This is a genomic window from Polaribacter dokdonensis (assembly GCF_024362345.1).
GTDB lineage: Bacteria > Bacteroidota > Bacteroidia > Flavobacteriales > Flavobacteriaceae > Polaribacter > Polaribacter dokdonensis.
Map to the genome: position 1 here is coordinate 1,662,264 of NZ_CP101505.1, position 18,130 is coordinate 1,680,393.

Here is an 18,130-nt window from a genome sequence, read left to right on the forward strand (position 1 = left end):
AACTTAAATATTTTTTGGTTGGTTAACACATTCTTATCCATAAAAAGAAATGCGTTTATTTCAATTTGTTAATAAGACGATTAAAAGTAAAATTTGTTACAAGATTTTACTCTTATTGAAATGTTAATTTTTAATTCTCTTTCTATATCTATATAAAGTAAAGAATAATACACCAATTAATAAGTAAGGAAAAACCATTAAATAGGTAATTCCATTATTTACACCTTCAGCCATAGAGATATCTCCATTTTCTACAACAGCTTTACACATAGCACATTGTGAGTATCCTATTCTTGATAGTAGCAAGAAAACTACAATAAGTAACTTTTTAGATTTAAGCATAGTAAGGAGCTATCATTAAATAAACTATAACACCAGTTACAGCAACATATAACCAAATAGGAAATGTCTTTCTTGCTATTTTTTTATGCTCAACAAAATTACCCAATTTGGCTTTCATATAGGTTAGTAAGACAAATGGAATAACGATTACAGAAAGTACAATATGTGTGATTAAAATGAAGTAATATACGTATACAATAACACCTTCTCCTCCAAAAGAGGTTGAATCTGAAGTCATATGATAAGCAATATACATTACCAAAAACACTAATGATAACAGTATAGCAAACGTGTTTAATTGTTCATGCAGCTTTTTGTTACCATTTTTTATAGCTACAACTGCAGCTATTAAAACAACCGCTGTTAAACCATTAATAGTTGCATAAATTGGTGGTAAAAAAGTTAAAGGCTCCACATCGAAACCTAATTCTCTTAAGTTAATACCAAATAATGCTGCAACAGCTAAAGGAATAATAATAGTTAATGCAGTAATAATTTTTTTGTACTTCTTCTCTTGTGCTAGACTACTCATTTAGTAATAATTTTATGTCTTCTTTTAATTCTTTCATTTGATCAGGAAAATCTTTATCACCCAAAGCACTATAGTACATTAATGGATTACCTAGTTCATCTTTTCTAGATCTTATGTAACCATCTTTGTCTACTAAAGCAAATAAGCCTGAGTGTTCAAAACCTCCATGTTCTTCTTCTCCTTTTCCAACATACAATTTAAAACCTTTGGTAGATAAATCATACACTACTTCTTCTGGTTTACCTGTAAGTAAGTGCCAATTTTTATGAGTTATACCATTGTTTTTAGCATATTCTTTTAAAATTGCTGGTGTATCTATTTCTGGTGTGATTGAAATAGATGCAATACCAAATTCTGGATTTCCAAAAAAAGAATTTTGCAACACCAACATTTTCTGATTCATTATAGGACAAATACTTGGACAAGTAGAAAAGAAAAATTCTACAACATATACCTTGTCTTTATAATTTGCATTGGTAATTGTTTCTCCTTCTTGATTGATAAATTCAAAATCGGGTACTTTACCAAATTTCATTAAATCAGAATCTTCAAAACGATTTACGATTTTAGGAATAGCATAAATACCAAACAATAAAATAATAAAAGCAATACCTACGTATGAATACTTCTTTTTCATAATCCTACCTCTTTTCTATCAGCCTTATTCTTGTTTCTATCTTTAAACGCTGCATAGTATTCGTAATACAATACTTTAACATCATCTTTCAGCTTGCTATTCAGAACAGAAACCGAATTTATATTATAGCCATACAACTTACCATCAGAAGAATCATCATCATTTGTACGTCCTCTAAGATTACCTTCTCTATCTACTAAAAATACATTATTGGTTGTTAAATCAACTAATGGTTCATTAATAGCTAGAGTATCATAGAAACCCTCTATTTCTCCTTGAGAACTTTCTACAAAAATCCAATTCTGCATGTCTGTAAAATCGGCTAACTTCTCTTTTAAACGTGCTACAGCTGCATCACTTCCTTTAGGATAAATAGCTATAATCTGAAACTGCTTGTAATCTAAAAAAGTCTTATAAATTTTTTCATTTAAGGCTAAAATCCCTGGCCTCATATTATCTGTGTTGTTTCCTAAAAAACAAACAATTGAAATATGATCTTTAAATGAAGTTTGCGCCTTTGTATCTATCTCAGAAATATCAACAACATTCTTTGTTAATACAGGCAATTTGGTAAAGTTATTTGTACCTGTAGATAAAATTAAAAACAGTATTAAAGGAAAGATAAAAAGCAGAAATAATACAATTCTTTTTTTAGTAAAAAACTTCATAAAGGGATAAATTTTAATGGAACTAAAGCTAATGTTGTAGTTATTGAATGTAGAAAAAGGTGGTTAAAACCACCTTTTCAATTTTTTACCAACGTACAAGTGGCGCTAAAGTATCGTATAAATAATTACCTTCTATTAGTAATAAAGTAACTAAGTAACAGATTAGGAAAATTGCTGTCCAAACTATAGATCTTCTAAACCAAGTTTTTTCTCCTTCTAAGTGCATAAAAGACCATGCAATATAGTAGGCTTTAAATAAGGTTAGAATAATAAATATCCAGTTTAAAGGGCTTGTTCCTAAAAAACTTGTTAAGTGTAAAATATCTGGTTTTATAATACCTAAAGCTACTTCAACAATAGTAACTACAGATAGTAATCCAAATACCATCCATATTTTCTTTACGTTAGATTCGTGTGCGTGTGCCATTTGTTGCTATTATTTTTTAATTATACTAAGTAGAAGAATGTAAATACGAATACCCAAACTAAATCTACAAAGTGCCAATATAATCCTACTTTTTCTACCATTTCATAATGCCCTCTCTTTTCATAAGTACCAAGAATTACATTAAAAAATATGATGATGTTTATTACGATTCCTGAGAATACGTGAAAACCATGAAAACCTGTAATAAAGAAAAAGAAATCTGCAAATATAGTATTACCATACTCGTTTTCTATAAGGTTAGCACCTTCTACAACTCTATTTGCTTTGGCTAACTCTTCTAATCCTTTTTCTCTAGATAAAATGACTTTTTGTTTTTCTTCTAAGTTAATCTGCTCGCTTCTAATTTGAATTGCAGGGTTTGCTTCGTACGAAGCCATAACTTGAGCTACTGAATATTGAGGAACATCTTTTCCGCTTTCAAACCACAAACCGTTTTTTCTAGTATGTGTTACTCTACCATCTGTTCTTTCTCCAACAACAAAGTCAGAAAGAGCAATTTGATGTCCATCTTTTACAAACTGCAAAACTTTACCATCTGTAGTTTTAACTGCTCCATAAGAACCGTTAATAAACGTATTCCATTCCCAAGCTTGAGAACCTACGAAAATTAAACCTCCAATAATCGTAGCAAACATATACCAAGCTACTTTGTTCTTTTGCATTTTATGACCTGCATCTACAGCCAATACCATAGTTACCGAAGAAAATATTAATACAAACGTCATGAATGCAACATAATACATAGGGAATTCTCCATGTATAAAAGGGATATGCGTAAATACCTCATCTGCAATTGGCCAAGAATCGATAAATTTAAAACGCGTTAAACCATAAGCTGCTAAAAATCCTGAGAATGTTAGTGCATCAGATACAATGAAGAACCACATCATCATTTTACCATAACTTGCACCAAATGGTCTTACTCCACCACCACTCCAAGTGTTTTTTCCGTCTGAAGGTATAGCAATATTTGCTTCCATAAATAATATTTAATTAAAATCTTAAATGTTCGTCAAAATTAATCAATTTTCATCACCTAATAAAATAGAAAAAGAAAAATAGATAAATCCATAATAAATCTACAAAATGCCAGAAAATAGCTCCTAATTCGAACCCTAGCAAATCATTTGGCTTGTATTTGTATTTAAAATGATTATAAATTACAACAAATAGCACCACAACCCCTGCAAATATGTGTAATATGTGCATAAATGTTATTCCAATTATAAAAGAAGTAGACACTGTGCTTTCTGGCCCAGTAAAAAATAAACCTACACTTTTTAATTGATTAAAACCTACATATTGTTGCCAAATAAACCCAAGGCCTAAGGCTAAGGTAACTACTAAAAGTATAAGAGACAATTGTCTTTTATCTTTCTTTAAAAAATTTTGTGACAAAAATAATGTTATACTACTTAGTACAATTAAGCCTGTACTAATAAAAAAAGCTTGTGGTAAATCAAAATCTACCCAATCATCACGTTTCATACTTATTACATAAGCACTGGTTAACCCTGCAAAAAACATAACCATACTAATCATGGCAACCCACAACATAGGTTTTGCTGATTTTTGCTGAGCTACTTTATACTCTTGTTCTAATGCTTGTTCTTCTATCATCTTAATGTAAAAATTTATCAACTACATATATAATTTGTACAATGGTAATGTACAAAACACTGGCTAGCATTAATTTTCTGGCATCTGTATTCTGTTCAGATTTATGCAACTTTACTCCATAATACAACATTATTATACCTAATAATGCTACTATAACTGCTGTAAGAGGATAAATGTAAAAATCTCCAGAAACTTTTAAAACTGGTGCTATAGAAACCAAAATCATAATAACTGTGTAAAAAATAATCTGTTTTACAGCACTTTTATCTTTGGTATTCATTGGCAACATATTAAAACCTGCCTTTTTATATTCTTCAAACTGTAACCAACCTATGGCCCAAAAATGAGGAAATTGCCAAAAAAATTGAATCATAAATAACATTCCAGCTTCAATACCAAACTGATTAGTTGCTGCTACCCAGCCTAGCATAAATGGAATTGCACCTGGAATTGCACCTACAAAAACAGTTAGTGGTGTAACTGATTTTAAGGGTGTATAAACTGAGGTATATAAAAAAATAGATATAGCTCCAAATAAAGCTGTTTTTGGATTTATACTATACAATATTGCCAAACCTAGAATGGTAAATAAAACAGCAATAAACATAGCAAAATTTACAGACATTCTACCTGTTGGTAATGGTCTGTTCTTAGTACGCAACATTAATGCATCAGTATCTTTCTCAATAACCTGATTAAATGAATTAGAGGCTCCCACCATAAAAAATCCTCCTAGTGCTAATAGTAATAAGGTTGTATAATTTATAACATCTACAGCTAATAAATACCCTGCAACAGACGAAAAAACTACACTTAAAGATAGCCCAACTTTAGTTAGTTGTTTTAAGTCTGATAAAAGCGTATCCATTGCTATTTTTGTCTCTAAAATTACAGTTGAATTCATATTGCCACGAATGTTTTGCAAAGATATTTGATAAATATGAATTTACCATACAAATCGATGGTTTTGTGAGTTAAAGACATAAAAAAACCCACTCACAATATGAGTGGGAAAATTGCTATGAAAAAGAAAAAGTGTGGTTTAATTAAAAACCACGTGCAAATATAAAAATAATTATTTAGAAAAATATTTATATTTTTCTTTTTTTGATAAATCTTCTACTTGATATAGCTTAGTATTATTTATAGTACTAGGTGTTATAAATCCTTGACCTGTATTGTAAAAATAGACAGAATCCATTACAGTATTGTGATCGTATTTTTTGTTAAATCGTAAATAAATAGAATCGTTTTTTATGGTAAACGTTCCTTTATTTATGCATCTATATGTTTTGTATAATGTTTTTAACTCAAAGTCTTTATTTGTAAAAAGTGTTAGCCTCAAATTAGCCTTTGATGTACTTGGCGTTTTAAAAGCTAATTTTGGTGTTTTAAATACATTATCATCATGAAAATTTAATAAAATTAATAAGACTACTGTATACACTGCTGCAATTAAAACAGGCCTATAATTAAATAGCTCTTTTTTAAGAGCAATACCATATAAGTTATTAAAGAGTACTACCAAAAACACAACCACAAACAGCAAAACAAAACTACCAATTACTATTATTTCAGTAACTCCATAGCAATAATCATCTGGATGAACCAAATATAACAAAGGCAGTAAGGCAATTAAAATGAGTAGTATATATCTCTTTCTTATTTTCATTAAAATCCTCTATATTATGCTTAAACTAAATTATTTTACTTCTTAGAAAACTTGGCCAATGCTTTTTTAGTAGCTTCAGATAACACTAGTTCTCCAGAAACCTGAGCTCTTTCTATCAGTAACTCTTTCCAATGGTCGGTATTTTCCCAAAGTACTTTTTTCATTTCAGCCAATGCTTGCGAATTATAAGATGCCAATTTTTGTGCAAAAAAGTCGATTTCCAGATCTAATTCTTTCATGTTCTCGTAAACTTTAGCATACAATCCTTTTTCTTTAGCCCAATAGGCATTTTTCCAATTGGTGGCATCTAAAGTCAATTCACTTAAAGCTGCTAAACCTATTTTACGCTTTACAGCTGGCTCTATAACAAAAGGACCAATACCTATGGTTAATTCAGACAATTTTATGGAAGCTGCTTCTGTAGCTAAAACATAATCACAAGCTGCAGCTAAACCTACTCCTCCTCCAACAGTTTTTCCTTGAACTCTACCAATAATTAATTTGCTACAGGTTCTCATTGCATTGATCACATTTGCAAAACCTGAAAAGAATTGTTGGCCTTCTTCTAAATTACGAATAGCTACTAATTCATCAAAAGAAGCACCTGCACAAAATGCTTTTTCTCCTTCAGATTTTAAGATAATTACAGCAACTGCATCATTATTAGAAATGGCATCAAACTCTTTTGCTAAACGATCTAACAACTCACTTGGAAATGAATTACTTGCAGGATGTCCAAATTCTATGGTTGCAATATCTCCTTGAATATTGGTGTATAAACTTCCATTTTGTCTTGTAGTAGTCATGTCTAAAGTTTTATCAAAAGTAGGTTATTAAATATGAAAAATCAATGTAAAAATAAAGTCATTATGCTAGCATAATGACTTTAAGGTATTCTTTATAACTTAGGCTAATTTAAAAAATATTAACCCACAATATTTACAATTTTACCTGGCACAACAATTACTTTTTTAGGTGTTCTACCTTGCAAGTGTGCTTGTGTTTTTTCGTGTGCCATTACTGTTTTCTCAATTTCTTCCTTAGACAAATCTAAAGGAAGTTCTAATGTAAAACGCATTTTACCATTAAAAGAAATTGGGTAATTCTTAGCACTCTCTACCAAATGTTTTGGTTCAAAAAGAGGAAAAGGCGCTGTTGAAATCGATTCATTATCGCCTAACAAACTCCATAATTCTTCTGTAATATGTGGTGCATAAGGTGATAATAGCACCAATAAGGGCTCTAAAATTTCACGCTTATTACATTTTAAAGCAGTTAACTCGTTTACAGCAATCATAAAAGTAGAAACTGATGTATTAAAAGAGAAATTCTCTATATCTTCTTCTACCTTTTTAATGGTTTTGTGTAAAGTCTTTAAATCGTCTTTGGTTGCTTTTTCTTCTGAAACTTCAAATTGATCTCCATTAAAATACAATTTCCATAATTTCTTTAGGAATGATGAAACACCAGAAATACCAGAAGTTTTCCAAGGCTTAGTTTGCTCTAAAGGCCCTAGAAACATTTCGAATAAACGCAAAGCATCTGCTCCATATTCTTCAACAATATCATCAGGATTAACCACATTGTATTTAGATTTGGACATCTTTTCTACCTCACGTCCAACTTTATATACACCTTCGTTTAAAATGAATTCAGCATTTTTATATTCAGCTCTCCAATTTTTAAAAGCTTCAATATCTAACTCATCAGAAGCATTTACAAATGACACATCAGAATGAATTCCGCTTTTTATAATCGTCAATAATTCTGATTCTTGCTGATTAACAATTTTATTGTCTAATAAATATTCAATAACTACATTTTCGAATTCATCATCATTTGCAAACAAATCTTTAGAAACAAATAATAAAGGAATTTTTGCTTTAATGTCATCAAAAGAACTACTTAAGGAACAACCTGATTTTACAAAAGCATCAGCCTTATAAACAAAAGCAGAAGTTCCTAAAATCATTCCTTGATTTATCAACTTTTTTGCGAACTCATCAACAGGAAGTACGCCTTTATCAAACAAGAATTTTTGCCAAAAACGTGCATATAATAAATGACCTGTTGCATGTTCTGAACCACCTATGTATAGATCAATATTTTGCCAATAGTCTAAATTTTCTTTAGAAGCAATTTCAGTATCATTTTGGGGATCCATATACCTATTAAAGTAATATGAACTTCCTGCCCAACCAGGCATTGTATTCAATTCTAATGGAAACACAGTTTCATTATCAATTAAATCATTGCTCACAATTTTGTTAGTTTCAGAATTCCAAGCCCAAACATCAGCATTTCCTAAAGGAGGCTTTCCATCTTCTGTTGGCAAGTACTTTTCTACTTTTGGCAAAACAATTGGCAAGTGTTTAGCATCAATCATTTGAGGCATACCTTCTTTATAATATACAGGAAATGGCTCTCCCCAATAACGTTGTCTGCTAAAAACTGCATCACGTAATCTGTAATTTATTTTTCCATAACCAAAGCCTCTTTTTTCCATTTCATAAATGGCCAATTTTAAGGCTTTCTTATATTTTAATCCTGATAAAAAGTCTGAGTTAGCAATGACAGTGCCTTCTTTATCTGCATGTGCTGCTTCAGAAATATCTACACCTTCAAAAATATTAGGAATAGGAATATCGAAATGTTTTGCAAAATCATAATCACGTTGATCTCCACAAGGAACAGCCATAACAGCACCTGTTCCATAAGATGCCAACACATAATCTCCTATCCAAATTTGTACTTTTTCACCAGAAAAAGGGTGAATTGCATATGCTCCTGTAAACGCACCTGAAATGGTTTTAACATCAGCCATTCTATCACGTTCAGAACGTTTTGCAGTAGCTTCTATATAAGCGTTTACTTTATCTTTTTGTTCATCTGTTACAATTTGTGCTACCAACTCATGTTCTGGAGCTAATGTCATAAAACTTACTCCAAAAATAGTATCAGGTCTTGTAGTAAATACATCTATTTTCGCATCAAAACCATCTACTTTAAAAGAAACCATTGCTCCTTGAGAACGTCCAATCCAATTGGTTTGAGAGTCTTTTAGTGGTTGAGGCCAATCAATGGTATTTAAGCCATCTAACAAACGTTGTGCATATGCAGAAATTCGCATAGACCATTGTGTCATTTTTTTACGAACAACAGGATGACCTCCTCTTTCTGAAACTCCGTTTACAATTTCGTCATTAGCTAAAACTGTACCTAATGCAGGACACCAGTTTACTTCTGTATCAGATAAAAATGTTAACCTATATTGTAATAAAATTTCCTCTTTTTGAGTTGTTGTAAATCCACTCCAGTCTTCAGCAGTAAAAGAAATAACCTCATCATCACAAACTGCATTTACAGTGGCATTTCCATCTTTTTCAAAAACTGAAATTAAAGTAGAAATGTCTTCTGCTTTGTCTGTATCTTTATTATACCAAGAATTAAATAATTGAATAAAAATCCACTGAGTCCATTTATAATACTCAGGATTTGAAGTACGCACTTCTCTGCTCCAATCAAATGAAAACCCAATTTGGTCTAATTGCCTCCTATACGTTTTTATGTTTTCTTCTGTAGTTTTTGCAGGATGCTGCCCTGTTTGAATAGCATATTGTTCTGCAGGTAATCCAAAAGAATCATAACCTTGTGGATGCAATACATTAAAACCTTTGTGACGTTTGTAACGTGCATAAATATCACTAGCAATATACCCTAAAGGATGCCCAACATGCAAACCTGCTCCTGAAGGATAAGGGAACATATCTAACACATAATATTTAGGTAAATCAGAGCTATTAGAGGCTCTGAATGTTTGGTTCTCTGCCCAATATTTTTGCCAATTTTTCTCTATTTCTTGATGATTGTATTGCATCTTATCTCTATTTTAAGCCTGCAAATTTACGTTTATTCTATGAAAGAATAAATTCGAATTTTAACAATTCTACTCTTACAATCATTTTGTAAATTAGCAACATAAATCCATCCAAAATGAAAAAAATACTTATTGCTTTATTAGTAACTGTTGGCTTAGTTGGTTGTAAAACACCTTCTGAAGAGAAAACAAAAGAGTTAAGCGTAAATTATAAAAAAATTGAATTAGACAATGGTTTAGATGTTGTCTTTCATGTAGATAAATCAGATCCAGTTGTAGCTGTAGAATTAATGGTTCATGTTGGTTCTGCAAGAGAAATTGAAGGTAGAACAGGTTTTGCACATTTATTTGAACATTTACTTTTCTTAGAATCAGAAAACTTAGGTAAAGGTGGTTTAGATAAAATGAGTGCAAGAATTGGAGGTTCAGGTGCTAATGGTTCTACTTCTAGAGATAGAACAAATTACCTGCAAACTGTGCCAAAAGATGCCTTAGAAAAAATGATTTGGGCTGAGGCTGACAAGTTGGGTTATTTCATCAACACTGTTACAGACCCAGTTTTAGCAAAAGAAAAACAAGTTGTTAAAAATGAGAAAAGACAAAGTATAGACAACAGACCTTATGGCCACAATCAATATGTAATTGATAAAAATTTATACCCAAAAGATCATCCTTATAACTGGCAAGTTATTGGTTCTTTAGAAGATTTACAGAATGCTACTTTAGATGATGTTAAAACCTTTTTTAGAAAATGGTATGTACCTAACAATTCTACTTTAGTTTTATCTGGAGATATAGATATTGAGCAAGCTACAAAATGGGTGAAGAAATATTTTGATGAAATTCCTAGAGGTGAAGAAATTGAAGCTTTAGAAAAAAGATCGGGTAATGTAACAGAGACAAAACTATTGTATTATGAAGATAATTTTGCAAGAGTTCCTCAATTAACAATGGCTTGGCCAAGTGTGGCTCAGTATCATGAAGACTCTTATGCTTTAGAAGTATTAACGCAATATTTAACCAATGGTAAAAAAGCACCTTTTAATCAGGTTTTAATTGATGATTTAAAATTAACATCAAACACCACCATGTACAATTATACTTCTGAATTGGCAGGACAAACCCAATTAATCGTAAGGGCTTTTAATGGAATAAAATTAGATGAAATTAAAGACGGAATTCAAAAAGCTTTTGCAAAATTTGAAGAAGAGGGTATTTCAGAAAAAGATTTAAACAGAATTAAAGCTGGCCAAGAAACTCGTTTTTATGGCAGTTTATCTAGTGTTTTAGGGAAAGGTACTGGTTTAGCTTCTTATAATACGTATACTGGTAATCCTGGTTTTGTAACTCAAGACATCAACAGTACTTTAGCTGTAACTACAGAAGATGTAATGAATGTGTACAACAAGTACATTAAAGGTAAAAACTTTATTGCAACTAGTTTTGTACCTAAAAATCAAGCTGATTTAGCCTTAACAGGTTCAGAGATGGCCAATATAGTTGAAGAGAAAATTGTTATTGGAGCAGAAGAAAATTTCGACCCAAAGATAGCAGCTACTTATGATAAAACTCCTTCTTCATTTGACAGAAGTATAGAACCAGAATATGGAGAAACGCCTTCTTTAGCTGTACCTGATGTGTACAAAGCAAGTTTAGATAATGGATTAAAAATATTCGGAATAGAAAATGACGAAGTTCCTTTAGTACGTTTTAATTTAAGTGTTAAAGGTGGACAGTTATTGGAATCTATGGATAAATTAGGCTTAGCAAATTTAACAGCTAGCTTATTAGAAAAAGGAACCGAAAACAAAACTGTACCTGAGTTAGAAGAGGCTATTCAAGAATTAGGAGCTTCTATTAATGTGTATTCAGGCACAGAAAACATTACCATTAGCGCTACTACTTTAGCTAAGAATTATGATAAAACTTTGGCCTTGGTAAAAGAGATGTTGTTACAACCAAGGTTTGATGCTAATGAATTCGATTTATTAAAAAAAGCAACAATTGCACGTTTACGTCAGCAGGAAGCGAGTCCTAATGCTGTGGCTAGAAACACTTATAATGAATTGATTTATGGTAAAGACAACATGCGTGCTAAAAACAACTTAGGAAGCACAGCCTCTGTAGCAAACATTACTTTAGAAGATGTAAAGAATTTTTACAACACCAATATTTCTCCTTCTGTTGCAAAAATGTTGGTAGTAGGTGATATTTCAGAAGCAGAAGTAACAGCTTCTTTAGAAGATTTAAATGATAATTGGGCTGCCAAAGAAGTAAACATACCTGAATACAAAACACCAGAAGCACCAACTAAGCCTACTGTTTATTTTTATGACATTCCTAATGCAAAACAATCTGTTTTACAATTTGGAGCACCTGCATTAGCAGCAACAGACAAAGACTTTTATCCTGCTACTGTCATGAATTATATTTTAGGTGGTGGAGGTTTTGCTTCTAGATTAACACAAGAATTAAGGGAAGGTAAAGGGTATACTTATGGTATTCGTTCTGGTTTTTCTGGTACAAATGCAAAAGGTGCCTTTACCATTTCTAGTGGAGTTAGAAGTAATGTTACTTTAGAATCTGCACAAGCTGTAAAACAAATTTTAGAAGACTATCCAAATACATTTTCTGATAAAGATTTAGAAACAACAAAAAGCTTTTTAATTAAAAGTAATGCAAGAGCCTTTGAAACATCTAGAGCTAAATTAAACATGCTTTCTAATATGAGTGCATATGGTTGGGAATCTGATTATGTAAAAGACAGAGAAGCTATTGTAAACAACATGACAAAAGCACAAATTAAAGAACTAGCCAATAAATATGTAAATCCGAATAAAATGATTTGGCTAGTTGTTGGAGATGCAGAAACGCAATTAGACAGAATGAAAGAATTAGGTTATGGAGAACCTGTACTTTTAAACAAACGTCAAGAAAAAATTAAGGAATAACCTTATAAAATAGAGATATTAAAAAAGGCTTTCAATATGAATTGAAAGCCTTTTTTAAATTTGATTATAAACAACTTTGGTAATTGGAGTTTCTTTGATACAAAGTGCTTTGTAAAATACCTGCACTGTAAAATTCTACAATAGTATTGTTACAAGAAAAAACCAATTCATAGGTTTTTACATTTCCAAAATGAAAATCCATCGTTAACAGATCTCCAGAAATTGTATAATCTTCTGTACCTGGAATAGCATCCTCTGTAAATTCATTATTTACAGCATAATAAGTAAAACGTTCTCCATTAGAAAATGTATGCATTACACTTTCTTCAAAGCCTTTTAATAACCATTCTTGGCTTTCTAAAATAGCTACCTTTTCTGTTATGGTTAAAGGTCTATCAAAATCTGTTGCATCATCTTCACAACCTACAAATACAAAAGCACTTATAAATAGTAATAACCCTAATACTTTGTTTGTTTTGTTTTTCATCTTGTTTGGTTTTAATTGGTTACTGTAAATAAAATGATATCTTCTACTTTACCCAATTTTAACTTGCTGAAAAGGAAAATTACCTCTTAAAAGGGAAAAACTAAGCTTTAATTTTTATAAAGACGCTCCACTTGCAGTAACGCTTCTATCAATTTTACGCATTAAACCTTGTAATACTTTTCCTGGCCCTACTTCTATAAATTCAGTTCCACCATCTGCAACCATAGCTTGTATACATTGTGTCCATTTTACAGGTGCTGTTAATTGTGCTATTAAATTACTTTTAATGGTTGCTGCATCTGTAATAGCCATTGCTGCTACATTCTGATACACAGCACAAGTTGGTTCGTTAAAGGTAGTTGCTTCTATTGCAGCTGCCAATTCTTCTCTAGCAGGCTCCATTAAAGGTGAATGAAACGCTCCTCCAACAGGTAACAATAAAGCTCTTCTTGCTCCTTTTTCTGTTAATACTTCACAGGCCTTTTTTACTGCTTCCACATCTCCTGAAATCACTAACTGACCAGGACAATTGTAATTTGCAGCAACTACTACACCTTCTTCTATTGCTGCACAAGTTTCTTCTACAACTGCATCTTCTAAACCTAAAACTGCAGCCATCGTAGATGGAGTTTGCTCACATGCCTTTTGCATTGCTAAAGCTCTTTTAGAAACCAAACGTAATCCGTCTTCAAAAGACAAAACGCCATTGGCTACTAAAGCAGATAATTCTCCTAAAGAATGACCAGCTACCATTTCTGGTTGAAAAGTATCACCTAAAACCTTAGCCAATATTACAGAATGTAAAAATATTGCTGGCTGTGTTACCTTTGTTTCTTTTAGTTCTTCTGCTGTTCCAGTAAACATGACATCTGTAATAGAAAAACCTAAAATATCATTGGCTTTTTCAAACAACTCTTTTGCCAAGTCAGAGTTTTCGTATAAATCTAAACCCATTCCTGTAAATTGTGCTCCTTGTCCTGGAAAAATATATGCTTTCATTGTAAATTATTTATTCGTTGAATTCTTTTTTAAATTTGAAAGCGACAAAAATAATGAAATTTAGTTAGAGCTTCATCTTAAGCATTCTTAGGCTCATTACAATTCTATCTTCAATCAAAATTTGTAACTTCGTTTATATGAATAAAAAAGACAAACTTGCTGCAGACCGAATTTATCTCATCTTAGCAGCTCTTTTTATAGCTTCTTTAGTTACATCCAATCTAATTTTTCAAAAGTTTTTTTATTGGTATCCTTTTCAACTAGAAGTGTTTGATGTAAAATTATTTGAAGTTTCAGTGGGTTTACTACCTTACCCAATTACCTTTTTAATTACAGATATACTCTCTGAAATTTATGGTAAAAGAAAAGCAAATGAAGTGGTTATTGCAGGTATTTTTGCATCGTTCTTTTCGCTATTAATAATTTACGTTTCTAAAGAAGTACCTGCAACTTCTTGGTCTCAAGTAAATGATTCTACGTTTATAGAAGTTTTTGGAGCTGCACCTTTAGCAGTTTTAGCGTCTATGTTAGCCTACTTATTTGCACAATTTATAGATATAAGAGTTTATCACTTTTGGAAAAACCTCACCAAAGGCAAACACTTATGGTTAAGAAATAACTTTTCTACATTTTCTTCTCAGTTTATAGATACCATGACTGTACTATTATTGCTTTGTTCTTTTGATATTATAGATTGGAATAAGTTCTGGGGATTATTATTAAGTGGAGTACTTTTTAAAATGATGATTGCTGCTTTAGACACACCCTTATTATATGCAGCTGTCTATGCATTTAGAAAACGATTCAACTTAAAAGTAAACGAAGAAATATTAGATTAACTTTTTTGTAAACTTCTTAAAGTTCATTCGTCTAAAAAAGAAACAAAACCATCATGAAAAAAATATTTATGCTCCTTTTTGTACTTATCGCTTTTGTGGAAGTGCAAGCACAGACCTCAATCTTTTCGAATTTATTAGAAAAACATGTTACTAATGAAGGAGTTGTAGACTATGCAGCATTTAAGGCTGATGAAGCACAACTAGACACATATCTTACGTATTTAGAAAATACAAATTCGGATAAATCATGGTCTGAAAATCAACAAAAAGCATTTTGGATTAATGCTTACAATGCATATACCATAAAATTGATTTTAGAAAACTACCCTTTAAACTCTATCATGGATATTAAAAAGGAAGGAAAAACAGCTTGGAAATTTCCTTTTGCAAAAGTGGGTGGTAAAACCTATACTTTAGATCAAATAGAACATGATATTTTAAGAAAAAAGTACTTTGACCCAAGAATTCATGTAGGTGTAAACTGTGCATCTATCTCTTGCCCTAAAATTTTAAACAAAGCTTTTACTGCTTCAAATGTTGATGCTGCTTTAGAAACCTTAATGAAAGAATTCATCAACGATTCTTCAAGAAATAAACTAGGTAAAAAGAAAGTTCAAATTTCATCAATTTTTGATTGGTTTAAGGCAGATTTTACAAAAAATGGTAGTGTAATCGACTATTTAAATAAGTATGCTGACACCGAAATTAACCCAAAAGCAAAAGTCTCGTATTTGAAATACGATTGGAGATTGAACAGTAAATAATTACTATCTTTCAACTTTTAAAAATAAATTCAATTTATGTCTAAAACATATTATGATGCTGCTGATTTGAGAAAATTTGGCAAAATTACAGAATGGAGTGAAGAATTAGGAAACAAGTTTTTCGATTATTATGGAAAAGTTTTTGAAGAAGGAGCATTAACCGCTCGTGAAAAATCATTAATTGCATTGGCTGTAGCACATACAGAACAATGCCCTTATTGTATAGATGCTTATACAAAAGATGGTTTACAAAGAGGTATTACAAAACCAGAAATGATGGAAGCCATTCATGTTGGGGCTGCAATTAAAAGTGGTGCAACCTTAGTTCATGGTGTTCAAATGATGAACAAAGTGAACAAATTAGAAATGTAAGCAGAGCAACCAAAAAGTTTCTTGGTTTTACCATAAATAGCTTATACAAAAACCACAAAACATCTTTCTTCGTACATAAATTAAAGAACCTAAAAAAGATTCTGAATTAGATTCAGCTTAAAATATGGCTACAAAATCATTAAAAGCAAGAAATAACGACATCGCAAATACATCTCGTCAAATGGAAATTCTTTCAAACGGAATTTTCGCTAATGGTGAGTTGCCAACATTTGCAAAAAAAATAAAAGAAACCAATCAGTTTCCTTTACGTCCTAAAAAATTAGAAATTCTTCAAATTAATTTGGGCTATATGTGTAACCAAGTATGTGAACATTGTCATGTTGATGCTGGTCCAGATCGTAAAGAAATTATGACTGTAGAAACCATGCAGCAATGTTTGGAGGTGATTAAAAAGACAGAAGCACATACCTTAGATTTAACTGGTGGAGCTCCTGAAATGAATCCTAATTTTAGATGGTTTGTAGAAGAAGCTTCTAAAGCAGGTATTAAAGATTTTATTGTTCGTTCTAACCTAACTATTATTAGAGCTAATAAAAAATATTACGATTTACCTGAATTCTTTAAAAAACACAATGTACATGTGGTGTCTTCTATGCCTCATTGGACACGTGGAAAAACAGACAAACAAAGAGGAGATGGTGTTTTCGATAAATCAATTAAAGCCCTACAAGAGCTAAATGCTGTGGGTTATGGAATGCCAGGTTCTGATTTAAAACTAGACTTGGTGTACAATCCTTCTGGCGCTTTTTTACCTGGAGATCAACAAGCTTTAGAAGCCGATTTCAAAAAAGCATTGAAAGCTGATTTTGACATTGACTTTCATAATCTTTTTGCCATCACCAATTTACCAATCAGTCGTTTTTTAGATTACTTAATTGCCTCAGACAATTATGAAGATTATATGCATTCTTTGCTAGATGCATACAATCCTGCAGCTGTAGAAAATGTAATGTGTACCAATACCATTTCTATTAGTTGGGATGGTTGGCTATATGATTGCGATTTTAACCAAATGCTAAATTTAAAAGTAGCCAGTAAAGTAAAACACGTTTCTGATTATAATGAAGAATTATTACAAGACAGAAACATTATTATCAACCAACATTGTTATGGCTGTACTGCAGGTGCAGGGAGCAGCTGTCAAGGTGTAGTTGCATAATATTAATCAATAATTTCTCCCCAAAATGAGAAAATAAAACAACATTTGATTCGAAACACTGCCATATTAATTTTTGCAAATTCAGCCGAAAAAGATGCTGAAAGAAAATCATTTCTTTCTACAGAAGTTATTGCTGAACTGAATAAAGTTACCTTAAAAAAGGTTCAAAAAACAGGCTTGCCTTATTTTCATTATTCAGAAAAGAATCAAGAAGGAGCCGATTTTGGCGAACGTTTTTCGAATGCAATTGCTGCTGTTTTTAGCAATGGTTTTGAGAATGTAATTACTATTGGTAATGACACTCCACATTTGAAAACACGTCATATAATAGAAAGCGCACAACAATTAGCACAAAACAATTTGGTGTTAGGGCCCTCTAAAGATGGTGGTTTTTATTTAATGGGTATTAAAAAAGCACACTTTAATAAAAACACCTTTTTAAAATTACCTTGGCAAACCAATCGTTTAAATTCTTATATCTCTAAAATATCTTCGGCTAAGAATATTTCTATAGCGTATTTAGAGTTGTTAAACGACATAGATGCTAAAGAAGATATTTCTAAAATCATAGAAAGTCGTTATAAAATTACTGCACAACTTTTAGTTTTATTAAAGCGTTTAGTTGCAGTTCATCAATCTTTATTTTATCACTTAGAAAATAGTCTTTGCTATTTTACCAATGAATTACATTACAACAAAGGTTCACCTTACCTTTTGGCGTAATTCAATGCGTTGCTATTGC

19 protein-coding genes are annotated in these 18,130 nt (G+C 31.4%); 6 read left to right on the forward strand and 13 right to left on the reverse strand.

Going from position 1 to position 18,130, the window contains the following annotated elements:
- Positions 1-123 precede the first annotated feature (123 nt).
- The 11 genes from LPB302_RS07380 to LPB302_RS07430 all read right to left on the reverse strand — a co-directional run bounded on the left by LPB302_RS07380 (position 124) and on the right by LPB302_RS07430 (position 9,796).
- Complete coding sequence (locus LPB302_RS07380) at positions 124-342, reverse strand: hypothetical protein (protein ID WP_053974165.1); 219 nt, start codon at positions 340-342, stop codon at positions 124-126.
- Entirely contained in the window at positions 335-874 is a 540-nt protein-coding gene (locus tag LPB302_RS07385) for a DUF420 domain-containing protein (protein WP_053974164.1), read from the reverse strand. Before LPB302_RS07385 ends, LPB302_RS07380 begins: the two co-directional genes overlap by 8 nt.
- Positions 867-1,511, reverse strand: a complete 645-nt coding sequence (locus tag LPB302_RS07390; RefSeq protein WP_053974163.1) for an SCO family protein — start codon at positions 1,509-1,511, stop codon at positions 867-869. The genes LPB302_RS07385 and LPB302_RS07390 overlap by 8 nt, the downstream gene beginning before the upstream one ends.
- Entirely contained in the window at positions 1,508-2,179 is a 672-nt protein-coding gene (locus LPB302_RS07395) for a hypothetical protein (protein WP_053974162.1), read from the reverse strand. Before LPB302_RS07395 ends, LPB302_RS07390 begins: the two co-directional genes overlap by 4 nt.
- 85 nt (positions 2,180-2,264) lie before the next feature.
- On the reverse strand, positions 2,265-2,606 hold the full coding sequence (locus tag LPB302_RS07400; RefSeq protein WP_053974161.1) for a cytochrome C oxidase subunit IV family protein: 342 nt from the start codon (positions 2,604-2,606) through the stop codon (positions 2,265-2,267).
- 20 nt (positions 2,607-2,626) lie between these two features.
- Positions 2,627-3,607: a cytochrome c oxidase subunit 3 gene (locus LPB302_RS07405; protein WP_053974160.1), complete on the reverse strand. Its 981-nt coding sequence runs from the start codon at positions 3,605-3,607 to the stop codon at positions 2,627-2,629.
- A 52-nt stretch (positions 3,608-3,659) separates the two neighbouring features.
- Positions 3,660-4,247 (reverse strand): cytochrome c oxidase subunit 3, encoded by a 588-nt coding sequence (locus tag LPB302_RS07410; RefSeq protein ID WP_074613540.1) that lies wholly within the window; start codon positions 4,245-4,247, stop codon positions 3,660-3,662.
- A 1-nt stretch (position 4,248) separates the two neighbouring features.
- Positions 4,249-5,151 carry a heme o synthase gene (gene cyoE, locus LPB302_RS07415; protein WP_053974159.1) on the reverse strand — a complete coding sequence of 301 codons (903 nt, stop codon included), beginning with the start codon at positions 5,149-5,151 and terminating at the stop codon, positions 4,249-4,251.
- A gap of 171 nt (positions 5,152-5,322) precedes the next feature.
- The gene (locus LPB302_RS07420; protein WP_143032672.1) at positions 5,323-5,919 is read right to left on the reverse strand and encodes a hypothetical protein; all 597 of its coding nucleotides are present in this window, start codon (positions 5,917-5,919) and stop codon (positions 5,323-5,325) included.
- 35 nt (positions 5,920-5,954) lie between these two features.
- The gene (locus tag LPB302_RS07425) at positions 5,955-6,725 is read right to left on the reverse strand and encodes an enoyl-CoA hydratase/isomerase family protein (protein WP_053974157.1); all 771 of its coding nucleotides are present in this window, start codon (positions 6,723-6,725) and stop codon (positions 5,955-5,957) included.
- Between the two features lie 119 nt (positions 6,726-6,844).
- Positions 6,845-9,796: a leucine--tRNA ligase gene (locus LPB302_RS07430; protein ID WP_053974156.1), complete on the reverse strand. Its 2,952-nt coding sequence runs from the start codon at positions 9,794-9,796 to the stop codon at positions 6,845-6,847.
- Positions 9,797-9,912: 116 nt separating this feature from the next.
- Between LPB302_RS07430 and LPB302_RS07435 the strand changes: the two genes are divergently transcribed.
- Entirely contained in the window at positions 9,913-12,747 is a 2,835-nt protein-coding gene (locus tag LPB302_RS07435) for a M16 family metallopeptidase (RefSeq protein WP_053974155.1), read from the forward strand.
- 64 nt (positions 12,748-12,811) lie between these two features.
- Here LPB302_RS07435 and LPB302_RS07440 read toward each other — a convergent pair whose 3' ends face one another.
- Positions 12,812-13,234 carry a hypothetical protein gene (locus LPB302_RS07440; protein WP_053974154.1) on the reverse strand — a complete coding sequence of 141 codons (423 nt, stop codon included), beginning with the start codon at positions 13,232-13,234 and terminating at the stop codon, positions 12,812-12,814.
- 114 nt (positions 13,235-13,348) lie between these two features.
- A complete protein-coding gene (gene fabD / locus LPB302_RS07445) occupies positions 13,349-14,233 on the reverse strand; it encodes an ACP S-malonyltransferase (protein ID WP_053974153.1) in 885 nt (294 codons plus the stop codon).
- 137 nt (positions 14,234-14,370) lie between these two features.
- Between fabD and LPB302_RS07450 the strand changes: the two genes are divergently transcribed.
- The 5 genes from LPB302_RS07450 (at position 14,371) to LPB302_RS07470 (ending at position 18,111) form a co-directional block, all read left to right on the forward strand.
- Positions 14,371-15,072 (forward strand): queuosine precursor transporter, encoded by a 702-nt coding sequence (locus LPB302_RS07450; RefSeq protein WP_053974152.1) that lies wholly within the window; start codon positions 14,371-14,373, stop codon positions 15,070-15,072.
- Between the two features lie 53 nt (positions 15,073-15,125).
- Positions 15,126-15,836 carry a DUF547 domain-containing protein gene (locus tag LPB302_RS07455; RefSeq protein ID WP_053974151.1) on the forward strand — a complete coding sequence of 237 codons (711 nt, stop codon included), beginning with the start codon at positions 15,126-15,128 and terminating at the stop codon, positions 15,834-15,836.
- Between the two features lie 36 nt (positions 15,837-15,872).
- On the forward strand, positions 15,873-16,208 hold the full coding sequence (locus LPB302_RS07460) for an arsenosugar biosynthesis-associated peroxidase-like protein (protein ID WP_015481123.1): 336 nt from the start codon (positions 15,873-15,875) through the stop codon (positions 16,206-16,208).
- A gap of 124 nt (positions 16,209-16,332) precedes the next feature.
- Positions 16,333-17,388 (forward strand): arsenosugar biosynthesis radical SAM (seleno)protein ArsS, encoded by a 1,056-nt coding sequence (gene arsS / locus LPB302_RS07465; protein ID WP_053974150.1) that lies wholly within the window; start codon positions 16,333-16,335, stop codon positions 17,386-17,388.
- Positions 17,389-17,433: 45 nt separating this feature from the next.
- A complete protein-coding gene (locus LPB302_RS07470; protein WP_053974149.1) occupies positions 17,434-18,111 on the forward strand; it encodes a TIGR04282 family arsenosugar biosynthesis glycosyltransferase in 678 nt (225 codons plus the stop codon).
- Positions 18,112-18,130 lie beyond the last annotated feature (19 nt).